This is a genomic window from Streptomyces sp. NPDC005931, assembly GCF_042871235.1.
Classification (GTDB): Bacteria; Actinomycetota; Actinomycetes; order Streptomycetales; family Streptomycetaceae; genus Streptomyces.
In genome coordinates, this window is sequence record NZ_JBIAIG010000017.1 from 37688 (window position 1) to 57533 (window position 19846).

The following is a 19846-nucleotide window of genomic DNA, read 5'->3' on the forward strand; positions in this document are numbered from 1 at the left end:
GACCGCCGCTGCTGCCAGACTGGAACCGTCACCACCCGAGCACACAGCGACAAGGACCCGAAGGACATGACCCGCGTGATCGCCGGCCGGGCCGGCGGACGCCGCCTGGCCGTTCCGCCGGGCAACGGCACCCGCCCCACGTCGGACCGGGCGCGCGAGGGCCTGTTCTCCACCTGGCAGGCCCTCCTCGGCGGCCCGCTCGACGGAGAGCGCGTGCTCGACCTGTATGCCGGTTCCGGAGCCGTCGGCCTGGAGGCCCTGTCCCGGGGCGCCGGGCACACCCTGCTCGTGGAGGCCGACCACCGGGCCGTGCGCACGGTCCGCGACAACGTCCGGGCGCTCGGCCTGCCCGGCGCCGAGGTGAGGTCGGGCAAAGCGGAGCAGATCATCCGCGCGGCCGCACCGCAACAGCCGTACGACATCGTCTTCCTGGATCCCCCGTACGCCGTCTCCGACGACGATCTTCGCGAGATTCTGCTCACACTCCGCTCGGAAGGCTGGCTCGCTGAGCAAGCGCTCGTCACCGTGGAGCGCAGCACCAGAGGCGGGGAGTTCGGGTGGCCACCCGGTTTCGAACCGATCCGGGCCCGCCGCTACGGCGAGGGAACGTTTTGGTACGGTCGCGCCGCCTCAACGTGCGAAGACGCACGATGACCGGACCGGAGAGCGAGGGATCACTAGTGCGCCGCGCCGTCTGTCCCGGGTCGTTCGACCCGATCACCAACGGACACCTCGACATCATCGCCCGCGCCTCCAGGCTGTACGACGAGGTGTACGTCGCGGTGATGATCAACCAGGCCAAGAAGGGCCTGTTCGAGATCGAGGAGCGGATCGACCTGATCCGCCGGGTCACCGCCGAGTACGCCAACGTCCGCGTCGAGGCCTTCCACGGCCTGCTCGTCGACTTCTGCAAGGAACGCGACATCCCGGCCATCGTCAAGGGCCTGCGCGCGGTCAGCGACTTCGACTACGAGCTGCAGATGGCGCAGATGAACAACGGCCTGACCGGCGTCGAAACGCTCTTCGTGCCGACCAACCCCACCTACAGCTTCCTGTCCTCCTCCCTGGTGAAGGAGGTCGCGGCCTGGGGCGGCGACGTCTCCCACCTGGTGCCGGCCGAGGTCCTGACGGCCCTCACCGAGCGGCTGCGCCGGGACTGAGGGGACCGGGCGGCATCCCCGGGCGGCCCGGCAGCGGTACCGGGGCCGGCGATCCACCCGTCGGTGTCCCCCCGGCCGCCCCAGGGCCGTACAGTCGTCACGTCCGTCTCCAACACAGCTGTAGAGAGTGGCGAGCACACGGTGGACGTGCAGAAGAAGCTCGACGAGATCGTCGCAGCGGTCTCCAGTGCCCGGGCCATGCCCATGTCGGCCTCGTGCGTGATCAACCGCGCCGAACTGCTCGCGATGCTCGAAGAGGTGCGCGCGGCGCTGCCCGATTCCCTGGCGCAGGCACGCGAACTCATCGGCGACCGTGAGCAGATGGTCGAGGAGGCCCGCCGGGAGGCCGAACGGATCATCGAGAGCGCGCACGCCGAGCGCGGCTCCCTGATCTCCGGCACCGAGATCGCCCGCCGCTCCCAGGCCGAGGCCGACCGGATCCTCGCCGAGGCCCGCAAGGAGGCCGAGGAGATCCGCGCCGAGGCCGACGACTACGTCGACTCCAAGCTCGCCAACTTCGAGGTCGTCCTCACCAAGACCCTCGGCTCCGTCGGCCGCGGCCGCGAGAAGCTGCTCGGCACCGGACCCGGCGTCGACGAGCAGGGCTACGAGGACGAGGACGCCCCCGAGCGCAGCCACGACCCGGAGACCCTGCGCCGCACCGCCGACGAGTACGTCGACGTCAAGCTGGGCGCCTTCGAGGCGGTCCTCGCCAAGACCCTGGAGGCCGTCGGCCGGGGCCGCCAGAAGCTGCACGGCCGCATCGCCACCGACGACCTCGGCGCCCTCGCCGACGATCTCACCACCCTCCAGCACTCCAGCGACGCCGACTACCTCGCCGACCTGGCCTCCATCGCGGACACCCCGGCCCAGCAGCCCGCACAGCCGCCCCGGTCGCAGCCGGACTACGCCCCGCAGCAGCCGGCCTACGGCTATGCCCAGCAGGCCGGGCCGTCCGACCCCTACGGCGGCTACCAGCAGCAGTACGGCGGTCAGCAGGACCCTTACGGCTACCAGCAGACCGCCGACGCGTACGCCGCGTACCAGGGCTACGAGGCGCAGCAGCCGTCGTACGACCGGACCGACCAGGGCACGGCACAGGCCGGGCAGCAGGGTTACGTCCCGCAGCAGGCCCCGCCCGCCCTGGACGAGACCAGCCTCTTCGACACCAGCATGATCAGCGCCGAGCAGCTGCGGGCCTACGAACAGGGCCGCGGCAACGGCTGACCCCGGGCCGGGGCACCGGGCGGGGGAGCCGATTGGGCCGACGGTGAAAGGTCCAGTATCCTGGCTCTTCGGTCGTGTGTACCTCCGCGATCAGCGCTGCCCTGGAACACCGGTGGGCGGCGTCCCCTCAAGCTCAAGGACCGACAGCAGGAATGGCACCGAACGCCCGCCTCGACCACCGCAACCCTCTCGTGTTCGACACACACGAGCTGGGGCGGCGTCCGGGCGCGCTCCAGCGCCTGAACCGCACGGTCGACGCCCCGAGGGACCTCGGTCTCAAGGACGTCATCGGAGTGCCGGAAGGCGCCCCGGTGGAGCTCGAACTCCGGCTCGAGTCGGTCATGGAGGGTGTGCTCGTCACCGGCACCGCCCGTGCGCGGGCCGAGGGGGAGTGCGTAAGGTGTCTGGAGCCGCTCGAGCTGGATCTCGAAGCGGACTTCCAGGAGATGTTCTCGTACCCTGACGCCGACGACCGGGGCCGCCCCAAGGCGGAACCGGCCGACGACGCCGAGGAAGACGAGGACAGGCTCTTCGTCGAGGACGGCCTGTTCGACCTCGAGCCCGTGCTGCGCGATGCGGTGGTGCTCGCACTGCCGATGCAGCCGGTGTGCCAGGAAGACTGCCCGGGTCTGTGCTCCGAGTGCGGAGTGCGGCTGGCGGACGACCCGGACCACCACCACGACGCCGTCGACATCCGTTGGGCGGCACTGCAGGGAATCGCCGGTTCGCTCGAACCCGGTGATAAGGACGAGATGAGCGGCGCCGAACCGGGCGTCGACGAGAAGCAGGAGAAGTAGCCGTGGCTGTTCCGAAGCGGAAGATGTCGCGCAGCAACACGCGCCACCGCCGGTCGCAGTGGAAGGCTGCGGTCCCCACCCTGGTTGCGTGCGAGCGCTGCCACGAGCCCAAGCTGCAGCACATCGCGTGCCCGTCTTGCGGCACCTACAACAAGCGCCAGGTCCTCGAGGTCTGAGCGGCTGGTGAGAGGCACTGTGTCCACGCCGAAGAAAAACTCTGCGGACCAGCAGGCCTCGTCCCACACGCTTCTGGAAGGGCGGCTCGGCTACAAGGTCGAGTCCGCCCTTCTGGTGCGAGCGCTGACCCACCGTTCCTACGCGTACGAGAACGGCGGTCTGCCGACGAACGAGCGGCTGGAGTTCCTCGGGGACTCCGTGCTCGGCCTCGTCGTCACGGACACGCTGTACCGCACCCACCCCGACCTGCCCGAGGGCCAGCTGGCCAAGCTGCGGGCCGCGGTGGTCAACTCTCGTGCGCTGGCGGAGGTGGGCCGCGGGCTCGACCTGGGTTCCTTCATCCGGCTGGGCCGCGGTGAAGAAGGCACGGGCGGCCGGGACAAGGCATCCATCCTCGCCGACACCCTCGAAGCGGTGATCGGCGCGGTCTATCTCGACCAGGGCCTGGACTCGGCGGCGGAGCTGGTGCACCGCCTGTTCGACCCGCTCATCGAGAAGTCCTCCAACCTCGGTGCCGGCCTGGACTGGAAGACCAGCCTCCAGGAGCTCACCGCGACCGAAGGACTCGGCGTCCCCGAGTACCTGGTCACGGAGACCGGCCCCGACCACGAGAAGACCTTCACTGCTGCCGCCCGCGTCGGAGGCGTCTCGTACGGCACCGGCACCGGCCGCAGCAAGAAGGAGGCGGAGCAGCAGGCCGCGGAATCCGCGTGGCGGTCCATCAGGGCCGCGGCGGACGAGCGGGCCAAGGCGGCGGCGGAGGCCGAGCAGGTCGTCCAGGCGGCCGAGTCCGCCCATGCCGCGGGACCCGCCGTATCCGCCGAACGGAGCGCCGACGCACCGACGGCCTCGGCCTGAGGAGCGCAGCGAAGGCCGCGCACGCGTCGGCGTGTGCGCCCGGCGCGCGAGCACGAACAGCGTGACCGAGCGTCCGCCCCCGCACCAGGGGGCGGGCGCTCGACGCGCGTACCACGGTCGTCAGCGGTCCCCAGGGGGAGCCCATGCCCGAACTGCCCGAGGTCGAGGTCGTACGGCGCGGACTCGAACGGTGGGTCGCCCACCGCACGGTCGCCGAGGCCGAGGTGCTGCACCCGCGCGCGGTGCGCCGCCACCTCGCCGGTGCCGACGACTTCGCCCACCGCCTCAAGGACCACCGCATCGGCGTCCCGCGCCGCCGCGGCAAGTACCTGTGGCTCCCCCTGGAGGACACCGGCCAGTCGATCCTGGCCCACCTCGGCATGAGCGGTCAGCTGCTGGTACAGCCCCACTCGGCACCGGACGAGAGGCACCTGCGCATCCGGATCCGCTTCACCGACGACCTGGCCACGGAACTGCGCTTCGTCGACCAGCGCACGTTCGGCGGCCTCTCGCTGCACGACACCACCCCCGAGGGCCTGCCCGACGTCATCGCGCACATCGCCCGGGACCCGCTCGACCCGCTGTTCGACGAGGACGCCTTCCACCGGGCGCTGCGCCGCAAGCGCACCACCATCAAGCGGGCGCTGCTGGACCAGTCCCTGATCAGCGGGGTCGGCAACATCTACGCGGACGAGGCGCTGTGGCGCGCCCGCATCCACTACGAGCGCCCGACGGCCGGCTTCACCCGGCCACGCACCCTGCTCCTGCTGGGCCACGTCCGGGACGTGATGAACGCCGCCCTCGCGGTGGGTGGCACCAGCTTCGACAGCCTGTACGTCAACGTCAACGGCGAGTCGGGCTACTTCGACCGCTCCCTGGACGCCTACGGCCGCGAGGGACTGCCCTGCCGCCGCTGCGGCACGCCGATGCGCCGCCGGCCGTGGATGAACCGCTCCAGCTACTTCTGCCCGAGGTGTCAGCGGGCGCCGCGGGTGTCGTAGCGCCCACGCGCCTCGAGCACGGCGTCCATGCTGCCCTCCAGGAAGTGGATGAGGGACAGCAGCCGCCGCGCGACCTCGTGGCCGAGCGGGGTGAGCTCGTAGTCGACGCGGGGCGGGTTGGTGGGCTGCGCCTCGCGGTGCACCAGACCGTCCCGCTCCAGCGCGTGCAGGGTCTGGGAGAGCATCTTCTCGCTTACTCCGTCGACGCGGCGGCGCAGCTCGTTGAACCGCAGCGAACCCTCGTACAGGGCGCCGAGCGTGAGCGAGCCCCAGCGGCCCGTGACGTGCTCCAGCGTGCCGCGTGAGGGACACGCCTTGGCGAACACGTTGTAGGGGAGGACGTCCTTCTCCTCCGGCCGCCGCTGCGTGGTCGTCATGGACCCAGCCTACGCCGACGCAGCGCTTACCGGCAGAGGGCGCTAACGGAAAGTTAGCGCCCTTGGTCGTCGTTCGAGGTCAGTAACCGAAGTTCTGCGTCCACCACGGGCCGCCCGACCCGAAGTGCACACCGACGCCCAGCGTCTTGAAGTCGCAGTTCAGTATGTTCGCCCGGTGGCCCGGGCTGTTCATCCAGGCCTGAACGACGGCCTCGGCGTCGGCCTGCCCGCGGGCGATGTTCTCGCCGCCGAGGCCGGTTATCCCGGCCCGCTTCGCCCGGTCCCACGGCGTGTCGCCGTCGGGGTCGGTGTGGTCGAAGAAGCCGCGCCGGGCCATGTCCTCGCTGAAGGATGCGGCCAGATCGGTCAGCGCGCTGTTGGCGGCGACGGGACTGCAGCCCGCCTTGGCCCGCTCCTCGTTGACGAGCCTGAGCACCTGGGCGCCGGCCGCCGCCTCCGCCGACACCGTGACGGGCGCCTCGGGCTGCTCGGCCTTCTCCGGCTTCTCCGGCGCGGCCTTGCGGGGCGGCGCCTGCCGCTCCGGCTCCTTCTCGCTCGGGGGCGCCGTCGGCTCCTTCTGCTCCGGTGTCGTGGTGGGCGCCGCGGAGGAGGCCGAGGGGGAGGGCTCGGGCGAGGTGGAGCGCTCGGCGTCGCGGCTGGCCGGGGCACCGGCGTCCCGGCCCGGGCTCTCCAGGCTGCCGGAGGTGCCGCCCTGCTCGCTCGCCGAGTTGGTCGGCGTGTCGGCGGCCTCCACCGTGTCGCCGGCGCCGCTGCCGCCGCCCAGCCTGTAGTTCTCGAGGCCGGGCACGGTGCCCGTGGCCACCGCGACCGTACCGAGGGCCACCGCGGCGGAGACGCCGAGCAGACCCGTGCGGACCGGAGTGGCGGCCTTCTTCTTCCGGCGCCGGTGCCCGCCGGAGCGCGGGGCCCCGCCGTCGGGGGAGTAGCCGTCGTCCGCAGGGCCGGCGCCGAACCCCGCGTCACGGAAGCCGACGTCCTTGAAACCGCTGTCCCGGAACCCGCTGTCCCGGAACCCGCCGAATCCGCTGTCGAACCCGGTGTCCCGGAAACCGTCCCCGGCGGGCACGGCGGTCTCGCCGGCCTCGGAGCGGTCGCCGTCCGTGGCGTAGAGGTACGCCTCGCTCCGGGCGTACGTCTCGGCGTACGCCTCCGGGTTCAGATACGGTGCGATGCCCATCGTGGGCCTGTCTCCCGTGTGGGCGCCCAGCGGGTCGCGGCCGCCTGCGGAGAAGCCGTCGTGTTGAGTGACCCCCGTGGCGCGGCCCGTGGCGGCGCGGCCGGCGGCGGAGCGTCGGTGGCGTCCCATGTCCTGGCCTTCCTCGTTCCTTGCGGTCGACTCGTCCTCACCATCAACACGAAACTCACACGATCGAGTGAGTTTCATATGAGATTCATGGGTGGGGACGGTACCGCATGGCGCCAGGGGAGGAAGTGTCCCGAGTGACATTGTCCGGTTAGGTTGCAGTCATGAGCGACGATGTACGACTGGTCGCCTGGGTGCGCGGACGCGTCCAGGGCGTGGGTTTCCGCTGGTTCACGCGAGCCAAGGCACTGGAGATCGGCGGCCTGCGTGGCTTTGCTCTCAATCTGGGCGACGGACGGGTCCAAGTCGTCGCCGAGGGCTCCCGGGAACGCTGCGAAGGGCTCCTGGAGTGGCTCCAGGGCGGCGACACGCCCGGACACGTGGACGGGGTCACCGAGATCTGGGACACACCCCGGGGCGGCTACGAGGGCTTCGCCGTCCGCTGATCCCGCGGCCCCGAGACGTCCCGCCGACCCCCGACGGGCCGCCGCCGGGTACCCCTGTCGCGGAAAAACTCCTGGTGATTGACGAGAGGGGCTTGCCCCCGCATGCTCCACCCGCAAAGATGATCGCCACGTCCCGAGGACCCGCGGAAGTCGCGGCACCGCCGTTTCCTGGCCGTGCGCAACCGGTTGTCCCCCAATACGGGGCGTGATCGTGTTGACCCTCAAACTTTTTGGTGAGACGCTGAAAGCCCCGCGCACCTTAGCTGTTTGGCATGGCTGAACGGCAGCACAACTCCAGGCCTGCCAAGCAACCGCGGGTGCGAATCCCTCACGACCCACACCGCATCGGTCGGTCACTCAGTGTGGAGGACCATCCATCATGGCAAAGGCGCTTCTCGGTTACGTCGGCGGCTCCGACCCTCGACTCCTCGCCGAGATGCGACGGCTCCAGCAGCGCGTCCAGGACCTGGAATCCGAGCTCGTACGGATCCAGGCGGAGAACGAAGCGCTCACGGCTGCCGCTTCTCAGGACAGGATCATGGAGAGCGTTGACGCACACCAGGCGGAGCCTGCGCTGACCTGATCACTGCACCGCTCCACAACAGCACAGCAGTGGTTGGGCCGCCCGTCACAACCGCCAAGTGGTCAGAAGTGCAAGGGACGCCTCGGCGTCCCTTCTTTCTTGCTTCCTCTCGTCGGCCCGCCCCGCGCCCCCGCGCGCTCCCTGCCCCGCGCATCCTTTCACCGTCTTCAACGTCTGGTCTGCCCTTCGCGTTCACCGGCGAAACCGCACGTTCATGGAGTGAGACATCCCCGGCGGGTAGAGTCCGGCGGCGTGCACCTCAAGGCCCTGACCCTCCGCGGCTTCAAGTCGTTCGCCTCCGCGACCACGCTCCGGTTCGAGCCCGGCATCACGTGCGTCGTCGGTCCGAACGGCTCGGGCAAGTCCAATGTCGTGGACGCGCTGAGCTGGGTCATGGGCGAGCAGGGCGCCAAGTCCCTGCGCGGCGGCAAGATGGAGGACGTCATCTTCGCCGGCACCACCGGACGCCCGCCGCTGGGCCGCGCCGAGGTGTCACTGACCATCGACAACTCCGACGGGGCGCTGCCCATCGAGTACTCCGAGGTCACCATCACGCGGATCATGTTCCGCAACGGCGGCAGCGAGTACCAGATCAACGGCGACACCTGCCGTCTGCTCGACATCCAGGAACTGCTCTCCGACTCCGGCATCGGCCGCGAGATGCACGTCATCGTCGGCCAGGGCCAGCTCGACTCCGTGCTGCACGCCGACCCCATGGGCCGCCGCGCCTTCATCGAGGAGGCGGCCGGTGTCCTCAAGCACCGCAAGCGCAAGGAGAAGGCGCTGCGGAAGCTGGACGCGATGCAGGCCAACCTCGCGCGTGTGCAGGACCTCACCGACGAGCTGCGCCGCCAGCTCAAGCCGCTCGGGCGGCAGGCCGCGGTGGCCCGCCGCGCCGCAGTCATCCAGGCCGACCTGCGCGACGCCCGGCTGCGCCTGCTCGCCGACGACCTGGTACGCCTGAAGGAGGCGCTCCAGGCCGAGATCGCCGACGAGGCCGCCCTGAAGGAACGCAAGGAGGCCGCCGAGCAGGAACTGCGCAAGGCCCTCCAGCGCGAGGCCCTGCTCGAGGACGACGTGCGCCGGCTCACCCCGCGCCTGCAGGGCGCCCAGCAGACCTGGTACGAGCTCTCCCAGCTCGCCGAGCGGGTGCGCGGCACGATCTCGCTGGCCGACGCGCGCGTGAAGAGCGCCACCTCGACGCCGGTGGACGAGCGGCGCGGCCGGGACCCCGAGGACCTGGAGCGCGAGGCCGCGCGCATCCGCGAGCAGGAGGCAGAGCTCGAGGCGGCCCTGGAGGCGGCCGAGCGTGCCCTGGAGGACACGGTCGCCCACCGCGCGGAACTCGAACGCGAACTCGCCCAGGAGGAACGGCGCCTGAGGGACGCCGCCCGTGCCATCGCCCACCGGCGCGAGGAACTGGCCCGGCTCAAGGGGCAGGTGGGCGCCGCCCGTTCCCGCGCGTCCGCCGCCCAGGCCGAGATCGAGCGCCTGGCCGCCGCCCGCGACGAGGCCCGGGAGCGGGCCGTCGCCGCCCAGGAGGAGTACGAGGCGCTCAAGGCGGAGGTCGACGGGCTCGACGCCGGGGACGCGGAACTCGCCGAGCGGCACGAGGACGCCAGACGGCGGCTCGCCGAGGCCGAGGCCGACCTCACCGCCGCGCGTGAGGCCGTCACCGCCGCCGAGCGCGAACGCGCCGCGACACAGGCCCGCCACGACGCCCTCGCCCTGGGCCTGCGCCGCAAGGACGGCACCGGAGCGCTGCTCTCCGCGAAGGACCGGCTCACCGGGCTGCTCGGCCCCGCCGCCGAACTGCTCGGCGTGGCCCCGGGCCACGAGGTCGCCGTCGCCGCGGCCTTCGGTGCCGCCGCCGACGCCCTCGCCGTGACCAGCCCGTCGGCCGCCGCCGACGCCATCCGCCTCCTGCGCAAACAGGACGCGGGCCGCGCGGCCGTGCTCCTGGCGGGCGCCCCCGACGACACCGCCGCCGACGGTCCGCGCGGGCCGCACGACCCCCCGTACGCCGCCGACCTCGTGCGTGGACCCGCCGAACTGATGCCCGCCGTGCGGCGGCTGCTGCGCGGGATCGTCGTCGTCGGCACCCTGGAGGACGCCGAGGAGCTGGTGTACGCGCGGCCCGAGCTGACCGCCGTGACCGCGGAGGGCGATCTGCTGGGCGCGCACTTCGCGCAGGGCGGGTCGGCCGGGGCACCGAGTCTGCTGGAGGTGCAGGCGTCCGTGGACGAGGCGGCCGCCGAACTGGAGGAGCTGGCCGCCCGCTGCGAGGTGCTGGCACAGCGGCAGCGCACGGCGGCGGAACGGCGCGGGGAAGCCGCCGCCCTCGTGGAGGAACTCGGAGAGCGGCGCCGGGCCGCCGACCGGGAGAAGTCCGCCGTCGCCCAGCAGCTCGGTCGGCTCGCCGGGCAGGCGCGCGGAGCCGCCGGGGAGGCCGAGCGGGCCGGTGCCGCCGCGACCCGTGCCCAGGAGGCCCTCGACCAGGCGCTCGCCGACGTCGAGGAACTGGCGGAACGCCTGGCCGTCGCCGAGGAGAGTGCCCTTTTCGGAGAGGGTGGGGCGGAGGAGCCCGACACCTCCGTGCGCGACCGGCTCGCCGCCGACGGGGCCAACGCGCGGCAGACCGAGATGGAGGCCCGGCTCCAGGTGCGCACGCACGAGGAGCGGGTCAAGGGGCTCGCCGGACGGGCCGACTCCCTGGACCGGGCCGCCCGCGCGGAACGGGAGGCACGCGCGCGTGCCGAGCAGCGGCGGGCCCGGCTGCGCCACGAGGCCGCCGTCGCCGAGGCCGTCGCCTCCGGCGCCCGGCAACTGCTCGCGCACGTGGAGGTCTCTCTGGCCCGCGCCGACGAGGAGCGCACCGCCGCCGATGCGGCCAAGGCCCACAGCGAGCGGGAACTCGCCCGGGCCCGTACCGAGGGGCGCGATCTCAAGGCGGAACTCGACAAGTTGACGGATTCGGTCCACCGCGGCGAGGTACTCGGCGCCGAGAAGCGGCTGCGGATCGAGCAGCTGGAGACCAAGGCGCTGGAGGAACTGGGTGTCGAACCGGCCGGGCTGGTGGCGGAGTACGGCCCGCACCAGCTCGTGCCGCCCTCGCCCCCCGCCGAGGGCGAGCAGCTGCCGGAGGATCCGGAGCACCCGCGCAACCGGCCCCGTCCCTTCGTGCGGGCCGACCAGGAGAAGCGGCTGAAGGCCGCCGAGCGCGCGTACCAGCAGCTCGGCAAGGTGAACCCGCTGGCGCTGGAGGAGTTCGCCGCGCTGGAGGAACGCCACCAGTTCCTCAGCGAGCAGCTCGAAGACCTGAAGAAGACCCGCGCGGACCTGCTCCAGGTCGTCAAGGAGGTCGACGAGCGGGTCGAGCAGGTCTTCACCGAGGCCTACCGGGACACGGCCCGGGAGTTCGAGGGCGTCTTCTCCCGCCTCTTCCCCGGCGGTGAGGGACGCCTCGTGCTGACCGACCCCGACAACATGCTCACCACGGGCGTGGACGTCGAGGCCCGCCCGCCGGGCAAGAAGGTCAAGCGACTGTCGCTGCTGTCGGGCGGGGAGCGCTCGCTGACCGCCGTGGCGCTGCTTGTGTCGATCTTCAAGGCGCGGCCCAGTCCGTTCTACGTCATGGACGAGGTCGAGGCCGCCCTCGACGACACCAACCTCCAGCGGCTCATCCGGATCATGCAGGAGCTGCAGGAGGCCTCCCAGCTGATCGTGATCACCCACCAGAAGCGCACCATGGAGGTCGCCGACGCGCTCTACGGCGTCTCCATGCAGGGCGACGGTGTGTCGAAGGTCATCAGTCAGCGTCTGCGCTAGTACGCCACAGAATCTTCAAGTCCTGAACGATCCGTGTCCTCACGTGCCCTCGTGCGGTGCGAAAGTCACACACGTCGGCCTATTGACTTCAAGAATTGAAGGAATAGTCTCTGCAGCGTTGCTTTTACCTTCAGGTACCTTCAGGTGGACCTCGAAGGGCTGACCCCCCGTCCGGCGACGTTGCCGGTGGCCCGAGGAGTACACGTGACCAGCACAGCGCAGGCACAGAAGTCCGGAGCCGGGACGGCTCGTCCCGATCATCTCGGGCACGTCGTCTTCATCGCGGCCGCGGCCGCGATGGGCGGTTTCCTGTTCGGCTACGACAGTTCCGTGATCAACGGCGCCGTCGAGGCAGTCCGCGACCGCTACGACATCGGCTCCGCAGCCCTGGCGCAGGTCATCGCCATCGCCCTGATCGGCTGCGCCGTCGGCGCCGCCACCGCCGGCCGCATAGCCGACCGCATCGGCCGTATCCGGTGCATGCAGATCGCCGCGGTCCTCTTCACCGTCAGCGCCGTCGGCTCCGCGCTCCCCTTCTCCCTGTACGACCTCGCCTTCTGGCGCGTCGTCGGCGGCTTCGCCATCGGCATGGCCTCCGTCATCGGCCCCGCCTACATCGCCGAGGTGGCCCCGCCCGCCTACCGCGGCCGGCTCGGCGCCTTCCAGCAGGCGGCGATCGTCGTCGGCATCGCCGTCTCGCAGCTGGTCAACTGGGGCATCCTCAACGCCGCCGACGGCGACCAGCGTGGCGAGGTGATGGGCCTGGAGGCCTGGCAGCTGATGCTCGGCGTCATGGTGGTCCCCGCCGTCCTCTACGGCCTGCTCTCCTTCGCCATCCCCGAGTCCCCCCGCTACCTCATCTCCGTCGGCAAGCACGAGCGTGCCCGGCAGATCCTCGCGGAGGTCGAGGGCAAGGACACCGACCTGGACGCCCGCGTCACCGAGATCGAGTCGGCGATGCACCGCGAGGAGAAGTCCAGCTTCAAGGACCTGCTCGGCGGCAGCTTCTTCTTCAAGCCGATCGTCTGGATCGGTATCGGCCTGTCGGTGTTCCAGCAGTTCGTCGGCATCAACGTCGCGTTCTACTACTCCTCGACGCTGTGGCAGTCCGTCGGTGTCGACCCGACCGACTCGTTCTTCTACTCCTTCACCACGTCGATCATCAACATCGTCGGCACCGTCATTGCGATGATCTTCGTCGACCGCATCGGCCGCAGGCCGCTGGCCATCATCGGCTCCGTCGGCATGGTGATCGGCCTCGCGCTGGAGGCCTGGGCGTTCTCCTTCGACCTCGTCGACGGCAAGCTCCCCGAGACCCAGGGCTGGGTCGCCCTGGTCGCCGCCCACGTGTTCGTCCTCTTCTTCGCCCTGTCCTGGGGCGTGGTCGTCTGGGTCATGCTCGGCGAGATGTTCCCCAACCGGATCCGTGCCGCCGCCCTGGGCGTGGCCGCCGCCGCGCAATGGATCGCCAACTGGGCCATCACCGCGAGCTTCCCCTCGCTGGCCGACTGGAACCTGTCCGTCACCTACGTGATCTACACGGTCTCCGCCGCGCTCTCGATCCCGTTCGTCCTCAGGTTCGTCAAGGAGACGAAGGGCAAGGCGCTGGAGGAGATGGGCTGACCACCCGCACCGGCCCGGGGGGAGGGGCCAAGTCCCCGCTGCCCCTCCCCCCGTGACACCACCGCCGCCCCGACCTGGCCACCGCCCGGGCCGGGGCGGCGGTGTCCCGGCGCCACCGGTCCGCCGCCGGCCCTCCTCGCCCCGGGCGCGCCCGAAGCCGGCCCTCCTCGCCGGGCGCGCCCGCCGCCGGCCCCGGACCGGTACGACGTCGGCCCGCCGGCCCCGGACCGGTGAGACGCCGGCCGGCCGGACTCCCGACCGGTGGGACGCCGGCCCGCCGGACTCCCGGCGCCGCGCGCCACGGTCCGCGCCGCGGCGTCACCACCGGGGCCACGGGGGTGCCCATGGCCGATACTGGACGCGTTATGGACATCGTCATCCTTGCTGTAGTCATCGCCGTGGTCGTGCTTGGCGCGCTCGGCGGGCTCATCGTCGGCAGCCGGCGCAAGAAGCCGCTGCCTCCGCCGCCGCCCGCCGCGCCCGACATCACCGCCCCTCCGGCCGAGCCGCACGTCGGCGACGAGGCCGAGACGCCGCGGGAGGAACCGCGGCGCACCATCGAGGAGGTTGATCTTCCAGGCGGCGGGCCCCCCGTCGTCATCGAGGAGCCCCCCACCGTCGAGGCTCCTCCGATCGAGATTCCGGAGCCCACCGCCGGCCGCCTGGTCCGGCTGCGCGCCCGGCTCTCCCGCTCGCAGAACGCCCTGGGCAAGGGCCTGCTCACCCTGCTCTCCCGCGAGCACCTCGACGAGGACACCTGGGAGGAGATCGAGGACACGCTGCTCACCGCCGACGTAGGTGTCCAGCCCACCCAGGAGCTGGTCGAGCGGCTGCGCGAGCGTGTGAAGGTGCTCGGCACCCGCACCCCCGAGGAACTGCGCGGGCTGCTCCGCGAGGAGCTGGTCACCCTGGTCGGCCCGACGATGGACCGCACCGTGCGCACCGATAACGCCACCGGCGGTCCCGGCATCGTGATGGTCGTCGGCGTCAACGGCACCGGCAAGACCACCACCACCGGCAAGCTCGCCCGGGTCCTGGTGGCCGACGGCAACACCGTCGTCCTCGGTGCCGCCGACACCTTCCGGGCGGCCGCCGCCGACCAGCTCCAGACCTGGGGCGAGCGGGTCGGCGCCCACACCGTGCGCGGACCCGAGGGCGGCGACCCGGCCTCCGTCGCGTTCGACGCGGTCAAGGAGGGCAAGGAGATGGCCGCGGACGTCGTGCTCATCGACACCGCCGGCCGGCTGCACACCAAGACCGGGCTCATGGACGAGCTCGGCAAGGTCAAGCGCGTGGTGGAGAAGCACGCCCCGCTGGACGAGGTGCTCCTCGTGCTCGACGCCACCACCGGTCAGAACGGCCTCGTCCAGGCCCGGGTCTTCGCCGAGGTCGTCGACATCACCGGCATCGTGCTGACCAAGCTGGACGGCACGGCCAAGGGCGGCATCGTCATCGCCGTCCAGCGTGAGCTGGGCGTCCCGGTCAAGCTGATCGGTCTCGGAGAGGGTGCCGACGACCTGGCGCCGTTCGAGCCCGAGGCGTTCGTGGACGCGCTCATCGGGGAGTGACACCCGAGGCTCGGGGACTGACACCCCGAGGCGCACGGCCGGCCGATCCGACCGACGCCCCGGCCGCACGCGAGGAAGCGCCCGCCCCCGACCGACCGGGGGACGGGCGCTTCGCCGTGTCCGGGTCCCGCGGTGCGGGAGCGGTCGACCGGACGCGTAGGCACGGTGGGTGAAGGGCGCCGCGCGGGGGCGGGACCTCCCGCGGGCTACACCCGCGTCCGGCGCTCGGCCCGGATCCGGGACCGGTGGGCCACGTATGCCAGGGTGCCCAGCAGCAGGCGCGCCTCCGGCAGCCAGGACGCGGAGTCGAGGGCGGGGGAGCGCAGCCACCGCACGGGGCCGAGTCCGCCCCGGTCGGACGGGGGCGCCGTGATGTACGCACCCGGGCCGAGGCCGCGCAGGTCGAGGGCGGCCGGGTCGTCCCACCCCATGCGGTAGAGCAGCTCGGGCAGGGCGGTCGCGGCGCCGGGGGCGACGAGGAAGTGGGCGCGGCCGTCCGGAGTGGCGGTGACGGGGCCGACGGGCAGGCCCATGCGCTCCAGCCGGGCCAGCGCGTGGCACCCGGCGGGCTCGGTCACCTCGATCACGTCGAACGCCCGCCCGACCGGCAGCATCATGGTGGCTCCGGGGAACTCGCCCCAGATCTCGGTCACCTCGTCCAGCGGCGCCCCCGCGCGGATCTCCGGTGCGAAGTCCAGCTGATGCGCGCCCGGAGCCCGACAGTCGGCCAGACCGCAGGAGCAGACGCCCCCGGCGGCCCGGGCACCCGGCACCACGTCCCAGCCCCACAGCCCGGTGTACTCCGCCACGGCGGTGCCCTCCGGCGAGCGGCCCCGGCGACGGGAGCCGGACCGGATGTCGCGCATGCCCCGACTGTTGCCGATCGTGAAGCCCATGCCCCCTCCAACGGGTCCGACGCACCGGTGGTTACGCAACGAACGCACAACGTGACTCTCTGCTTCCGGGCTTCCCCCGTGTCGCTCCCGTCAGTTCAGCGCGTGGAAGCGCCCAAGGTGGTGTGCCTGGCGCAGTGCGCCCCTGCGTGCATCGCCGCACCCACTCTTGGCTGTCCCGTGTCAAGTGAATCGTGCGGAGGCCACCGTGAGTTCATTCGAAGGGGTGGCGAATGGTGGCGATTGCGCATTCGCCATGGCTGGACGGGTGATCGTAGGATTACGGTGTGTGCACGACCTCTTGAGGCGCGTGCACTTGTGGGTATGCCGGAGGCAACCCGGCTTTCCGTTCGAAGGGTGGCAACCGCCGGACGGGCGGCCTCGAGGACCGGCATTCTGATAGGGCTTGGCGCACTCGGCGGCAAGTGGTCTTCAGGGATGGGGGCGTTCCAGTGAGCGGCAACGGCGGTGGCGGGACGAGCGCTGCGAGTGCGGAGAAACGCCCGAACGAGCTGCTCGCCTCCTGGTTCGTCCGCAGCGGCTGGTCCAAGGGCGAGCTCGCCCGCCAAGTCAACCGCAGAGCACGCCAGTTGGGCGCCAATCACATCTCCACGGACACCTCGCGCGTCCGTCGCTGGCTGGACGGCGAGAACCCCCGCGAGCCGATCCCCCGGATCCTGTCCGAGCTGTTCTCCGAACGCTTCGGCGTCGTCGTCTCCATCGAGGACCTCGGACTGCGCACCGCCCGTCCGTCACCCTCCGCGACCGGCGTCGACCTGCCCTGGACGGGTCCGCAGACCGTGGCCCTGCTCAGCGAGTTCTCGCGCAGCGACCTGATGCTGGCGCGGCGCGGCTTCCTCGGGAGCTCGCTGGCCCTCTCCGCGGGCCCGTCCCTCATCGAGCCCATGCAGCGCTGGCTCGTCCCCACCCCGTCCGCCCCGCAGACCGCCTCCGAGCCGGAGCCCTCGACCGGGCACGCCCGCGGCCGGCTGTCCAAGCCGGAGCTGGACCTGCTGGAGACCACCACCGTGATGTTCCGGCAGTGGGACGCCCAGTGCGGCGGCGGCCTGCGCCGCAAGGCGGTCGTCGGCCAGCTCCACGAGGTGACCGACCTGCTCCAGGAACCCCAGCCCGAGGCCACCACCCGGCGGCTGTTCAAGGTCGCCGCCGAACTGGCCGAGCTGGCCGGCTGGATGTCGTACGACGTCGGGCTCCAGCCCACCGCGCAGAAGTACTTCGTACTGGCCCTGCACGCCGCCAAGGAGGCCGGTGACCGGCCGCTCGGGTCGTACGTCCTCTCCAGCATGAGCCGGCAGATGATCCACCTCGGACGGCCCGAGGACGCCCTGGAACTGATCCACCTCGCCCAGTACGGAAGCCGGGACTGCGCGAGCCCGCGCACCCAGTCGATGCTGTATGCGATGGAGGCCCGCGCCTACGCCAACATGGGCCAGCCCGGCCGGTGCAAGCGGGCGGTCCGGATGGCCGAGGACACCTTCGCCGAGGCCGACGAGTGGGACGAGCCGGACCCCGACTGGATCCGGTTCTTCTCCGAGGCCGAGCTGTACGGCGAGAACTCCCACTCCTTCCGCGACCTGGCCTACGTCGCCGGCCGCAGCCCCACCTACGCCTCCCTCGCCGAGCCGTTGATGAACCGGGCCGTGGAGCTGTTCGCCGAGGAGGCCGGCCGGCACCAGCGCTCGTACGCGCTCAACCTGATCGGCATGGCCACCGTGCATCTGCTCCAGCGGGAGCCGGAACAGGGCGCTGTCTTCGCCATCGACGCCATCAAGGCGGCCAAGAAGGTCCGCTCGGAGCGTGTGAACACTCGTATCCGAAAGACGGTCGACACGGCCGTGCGCGAGTTCGGGGACCTCGCCGAGATCGTGGACCTCACCGAGCGGCTCGCCGTCGAGCTCCCCGAGAGCGCGGAGGCGGTCTGACACCCCCGCCCCACCGGTAGACCCCGGCCGCGGCCGGCCCTCCCGAACTGCCCGACTCGGCTCCCCCATGCCAGGTCATCGGAAGGCCGACCGCGGCCGGCTCCTTGTCTCCCCCGGCGGCGGCCGCAGGGCCGTACCACCGAAGGTTGCGCCACGATAACGATCGGCGCGGCCCGCATCCGGCAGTTCATCGACCCGTAACACGCCGGGTCCCTTCGTCACGGCGGCGAAACAACGAGGGGCTTCCACCGAAACGGCGCTGCGCCAATCTCATGGCGCATAACCGGCCCACCCCTCAATCCGCTCAAGGCTTCGCCCGCACGGGGCCGTACCAACGACGAGGAGACGCCGATGGCACCAGCCATCACCCTGGCCGCAGAGGCGCCCACGCTGTCTGCCGCCAACACAGGGTTCATGCTCATCTGTTCCGCCCTGGTGATGCTCATGACCCCGGGCCTGGCCTTCTTCTACGGAGGCATGGTCCGCGTCAAGAGCACCCTGAACATGCTGATGATGAGTTTCATCAGTCTGGGGATCGTCACCGTCCTGTGGGTGCTGTACGGCTTCTCCATGGCGTTCGGCGACGACTCCGGCAGTGTCGTCGGCTGGAACTCCGACTGGGTCGGACTCGGCGACATCGGGCTGACCGAACTGTGGCCCGGCTACACCATCCCGGTCTTCGTCTTCCTGGTGTTCCAGCTGATGTTCGCGATCATCACGCCCGCCCTGATCAGCGGCGCGCTCGCGGACCGCGTGAAGTTCACCGCGTGGGCGCTGTTCGTCGCCCTGTGGGCCACCGTCGTGTACTTCCCGGTCGCGCACTGGGTCTGGGGCACCGGCGGCTGGGCCTTCGAGATGGGCGTCATCGACTTCGCCGGCGGTACGGCCGTCCACATCAACGCGGGCGCCGCGGCACTCGGCGTGATCCTGGTCATCGGCAAGCGCATCGGGTTCAAGAAGGACCCGATGCGCCCGCACAGCCTCCCGCTGGTCATGCTCGGCGCCGGGCTGCTGTGGTTCGGCTGGTTCGGCTTCAACGCCGGATCGTGGCTGGGCAACGACGACGGCGTCGGCGCGCTGATGTTCGTCAACACCCAGGTCGCCACCGCCGCCGCCGTCCTCGGCTGGCTCGCCTACGAGAAGATCCGTCACGGCGCGTTCACCACGCTGGGCGCCGCCTCCGGCGCGGTCGCGGGTCTGGTCGCCATCACCCCGGCGGGCGGCGCGGTCTCCCCGCTCGGCGCGATCGCCCTCGGCCTCATCGCCGGCGTGGTGTGCGCCATGGCCGTCGGCCTCAAGTACAAGCTCGGCTACGACGACTCCCTCGACGTCGTCGGCGTCCACCTCGTGGGCGGCATCCTCGGCTCCCTGCTCGTCGGCCTCCTCGCCACCGGCAAGGGTCAGTCGAAGGTCGAGGGCCTCTTCTACGGCGGCGGCCTGGAGCAGTTCTGGAAGCAGTGCGCCGGTGTCTTCGGTGTCCTCGCCTACTCCCTGGTCGTCTCCGCGATCCTCGCCTTCCTCCTCGACAAGACGATCGGTATGCGAGTCTCCGAGGACGACGAGGTCGCCGGCATCGACCAGGCCGAGCACGCCGAGACCGCATACGACTTCAGCGGTGCCGGCGGCGGCGCGGCCCGCACCGCCGTCACCGCCCCCGTCGCCCCGGCCGAGAGCAAGAAGGTGGACGCATGAAGCTCATCACCGCCGTCGTGAAGCCGCACCGGCTGGACGAGATCAAGGAGGCCCTCCAGGCCTTCGGAGTACACGGTCTGACCGTCACCGAGGCCAGCGGCTACGGCCGCCAGCGCGGCCACACCGAGGTCTACCGCGGTGCCGAGTACACCGTCGACCTGGTGCCCAAGATCCGCATCGAGGTGCTGGTCGAGGACGACGACGCCGAGCAGCTGATCGAGGTCGTCGTCAAGGCGGCCCGCACCGGCAAGATCGGTGACGGAAAGGTCTGGTCGATCCCGGTCGACACGGCCGTACGGGTCCGCACCGGCGAGCGCGGCCCGGACGCGCTCTGACCACAGGCCAACGG

At 71.5% G+C, this 19846-nt stretch carries 18 protein-coding genes; 15 read left to right on the forward strand and 3 right to left on the reverse strand.

The window, feature by feature from the left end:
- The first annotated feature begins 66 nt into the window (after positions 1-66).
- The 7 genes from rsmD to mutM all read left to right on the forward strand — a co-directional run bounded on the left by rsmD (position 67) and on the right by mutM (position 5220).
- A complete protein-coding gene (rsmD, locus tag ACFYOV_RS29165) occupies positions 67-654 on the forward strand; it encodes a 16S rRNA (guanine(966)-N(2))-methyltransferase RsmD (RefSeq protein ID WP_389092632.1) in 588 nt (195 codons plus the stop codon).
- Positions 655-680: 26 nt separating this feature from the next.
- A complete protein-coding gene (gene coaD / locus ACFYOV_RS29170; RefSeq protein ID WP_389092800.1) occupies positions 681-1160 on the forward strand; it encodes a pantetheine-phosphate adenylyltransferase in 480 nt (159 codons plus the stop codon).
- Between the two features lie 141 nt (positions 1161-1301).
- Positions 1302-2387 carry a cell division initiation protein gene (locus ACFYOV_RS29175; RefSeq protein WP_389092635.1) on the forward strand — a complete coding sequence of 362 codons (1086 nt, stop codon included), beginning with the start codon at positions 1302-1304 and terminating at the stop codon, positions 2385-2387.
- 152 nt (positions 2388-2539) lie between these two features.
- Positions 2540-3184: a YceD family protein gene (locus ACFYOV_RS29180; protein WP_389092636.1), complete on the forward strand. Its 645-nt coding sequence runs from the start codon at positions 2540-2542 to the stop codon at positions 3182-3184.
- Positions 3185-3186: 2 nt separating this feature from the next.
- Positions 3187-3360: a 50S ribosomal protein L32 gene (gene rpmF, locus ACFYOV_RS29185; RefSeq protein WP_007493396.1), complete on the forward strand. Its 174-nt coding sequence runs from the start codon at positions 3187-3189 to the stop codon at positions 3358-3360.
- Positions 3361-3379: 19 nt separating this feature from the next.
- On the forward strand, positions 3380-4219 hold the full coding sequence (rnc, locus tag ACFYOV_RS29190) for a ribonuclease III (RefSeq protein WP_389092803.1): 840 nt from the start codon (positions 3380-3382) through the stop codon (positions 4217-4219).
- 143 nt (positions 4220-4362) lie between these two features.
- Entirely contained in the window at positions 4363-5220 is an 858-nt protein-coding gene (mutM, locus tag ACFYOV_RS29195) for a bifunctional DNA-formamidopyrimidine glycosylase/DNA-(apurinic or apyrimidinic site) lyase (protein ID WP_389092639.1), read from the forward strand.
- Here the strand turns inward: mutM and ACFYOV_RS29200 are convergent.
- Together ACFYOV_RS29200 and ACFYOV_RS29205 are read right to left on the reverse strand one after the other, a co-directional pair.
- Positions 5196-5597: a winged helix-turn-helix transcriptional regulator gene (locus ACFYOV_RS29200; protein ID WP_389092641.1), complete on the reverse strand. Its 402-nt coding sequence runs from the start codon at positions 5595-5597 to the stop codon at positions 5196-5198. The two genes, mutM and ACFYOV_RS29200, sit on opposite strands and share 25 nt — an antisense overlap.
- A gap of 79 nt (positions 5598-5676) precedes the next feature.
- Positions 5677-6924 carry a CAP domain-containing protein gene (locus ACFYOV_RS29205; protein WP_389092644.1) on the reverse strand — a complete coding sequence of 416 codons (1248 nt, stop codon included), beginning with the start codon at positions 6922-6924 and terminating at the stop codon, positions 5677-5679.
- Positions 6925-7085: 161 nt separating this feature from the next.
- On the opposite strand from ACFYOV_RS29205, the gene ACFYOV_RS29210 reads away from it, so the two are divergent.
- The 5 genes from ACFYOV_RS29210 (at position 7086) to ftsY (ending at position 14969) form a co-directional block, all read left to right on the forward strand.
- Positions 7086-7367, forward strand: a complete 282-nt coding sequence (locus ACFYOV_RS29210) for an acylphosphatase (RefSeq protein ID WP_389092646.1) — start codon at positions 7086-7088, stop codon at positions 7365-7367.
- Between the two features lie 379 nt (positions 7368-7746).
- Entirely contained in the window at positions 7747-7950 is a 204-nt protein-coding gene (locus ACFYOV_RS29215; RefSeq protein WP_345583587.1) for a hypothetical protein, read from the forward strand.
- Positions 7951-8202: 252 nt separating this feature from the next.
- Positions 8203-11778 carry a chromosome segregation protein SMC gene (smc, locus tag ACFYOV_RS29220; protein WP_389092649.1) on the forward strand — a complete coding sequence of 1192 codons (3576 nt, stop codon included), beginning with the start codon at positions 8203-8205 and terminating at the stop codon, positions 11776-11778.
- Positions 11779-11982: 204 nt separating this feature from the next.
- A complete protein-coding gene (locus ACFYOV_RS29225; protein WP_389092652.1) occupies positions 11983-13401 on the forward strand; it encodes a sugar porter family MFS transporter in 1419 nt (472 codons plus the stop codon).
- Positions 13402-13766: 365 nt separating this feature from the next.
- A complete protein-coding gene (gene ftsY / locus ACFYOV_RS29230) occupies positions 13767-14969 on the forward strand; it encodes a signal recognition particle-docking protein FtsY (RefSeq protein ID WP_389092654.1) in 1203 nt (400 codons plus the stop codon).
- 206 nt (positions 14970-15175) lie between these two features.
- Here the strand turns inward: ftsY and ACFYOV_RS29235 are convergent, their stop codons facing one another.
- A complete protein-coding gene (locus ACFYOV_RS29235) occupies positions 15176-15865 on the reverse strand; it encodes a bifunctional DNA primase/polymerase (RefSeq protein ID WP_389092657.1) in 690 nt (229 codons plus the stop codon).
- Positions 15866-16314: 449 nt separating this feature from the next.
- Between ACFYOV_RS29235 and ACFYOV_RS29240 the strand changes: the two genes are divergently transcribed.
- From ACFYOV_RS29240 to ACFYOV_RS29250, 3 genes are all read left to right on the forward strand, one after another.
- The gene (locus ACFYOV_RS29240; protein ID WP_389092659.1) at positions 16315-17805 is read left to right on the forward strand and encodes a hypothetical protein; all 1491 of its coding nucleotides are present in this window, start codon (positions 16315-16317) and stop codon (positions 17803-17805) included.
- Positions 17806-18156: 351 nt separating this feature from the next.
- The gene (locus ACFYOV_RS29245) at positions 18157-19497 is read left to right on the forward strand and encodes an ammonium transporter (RefSeq protein WP_389092662.1); all 1341 of its coding nucleotides are present in this window, start codon (positions 18157-18159) and stop codon (positions 19495-19497) included.
- The gene (locus tag ACFYOV_RS29250; protein ID WP_102907163.1) at positions 19494-19832 is read left to right on the forward strand and encodes a P-II family nitrogen regulator; all 339 of its coding nucleotides are present in this window, start codon (positions 19494-19496) and stop codon (positions 19830-19832) included. The genes ACFYOV_RS29245 and ACFYOV_RS29250 overlap by 4 nt, the downstream gene beginning before the upstream one ends.
- Positions 19833-19846 lie beyond the last annotated feature (14 nt).

Coding starts and splice junctions, on each gene's coding strand:
- ACFYOV_RS29245 (WP_389092662.1), top strand. CDS start 18,157: ATGGCACCAGCCATCACCCTGGCCGCAGAGGCGCCCACGCTGTCTGCC.
- ACFYOV_RS29200 (WP_389092641.1), bottom strand. CDS start 5,597: ATGACGACCACGCAGCGGCGGCCGGAGGAGAAGGACGTCCTCCCCTAC.
- ACFYOV_RS29235 (WP_389092657.1), bottom strand. CDS start 15,865: ATGGGCTTCACGATCGGCAACAGTCGGGGCATGCGCGACATCCGGTCC.
- ACFYOV_RS29180 (WP_389092636.1), top strand. CDS start 2,540: ATGGCACCGAACGCCCGCCTCGACCACCGCAACCCTCTCGTGTTCGAC.
- ACFYOV_RS29210 (WP_389092646.1), top strand. CDS start 7,086: ATGAGCGACGATGTACGACTGGTCGCCTGGGTGCGCGGACGCGTCCAG.
- ftsY (WP_389092654.1), top strand. CDS start 13,767: ATGGACATCGTCATCCTTGCTGTAGTCATCGCCGTGGTCGTGCTTGGC.
- ACFYOV_RS29205 (WP_389092644.1), bottom strand. CDS start 6,924: ATGGGACGCCACCGACGCTCCGCCGCCGGCCGCGCCGCCACGGGCCGC.
- ACFYOV_RS29250 (WP_102907163.1), top strand. CDS start 19,494: ATGAAGCTCATCACCGCCGTCGTGAAGCCGCACCGGCTGGACGAGATC.
- mutM (WP_389092639.1), top strand. CDS start 4,363: ATGCCCGAACTGCCCGAGGTCGAGGTCGTACGGCGCGGACTCGAACGG.
- rsmD (WP_389092632.1), top strand. CDS start 67: ATGACCCGCGTGATCGCCGGCCGGGCCGGCGGACGCCGCCTGGCCGTT.
- ACFYOV_RS29215 (WP_345583587.1), top strand. CDS start 7,747: ATGGCAAAGGCGCTTCTCGGTTACGTCGGCGGCTCCGACCCTCGACTC.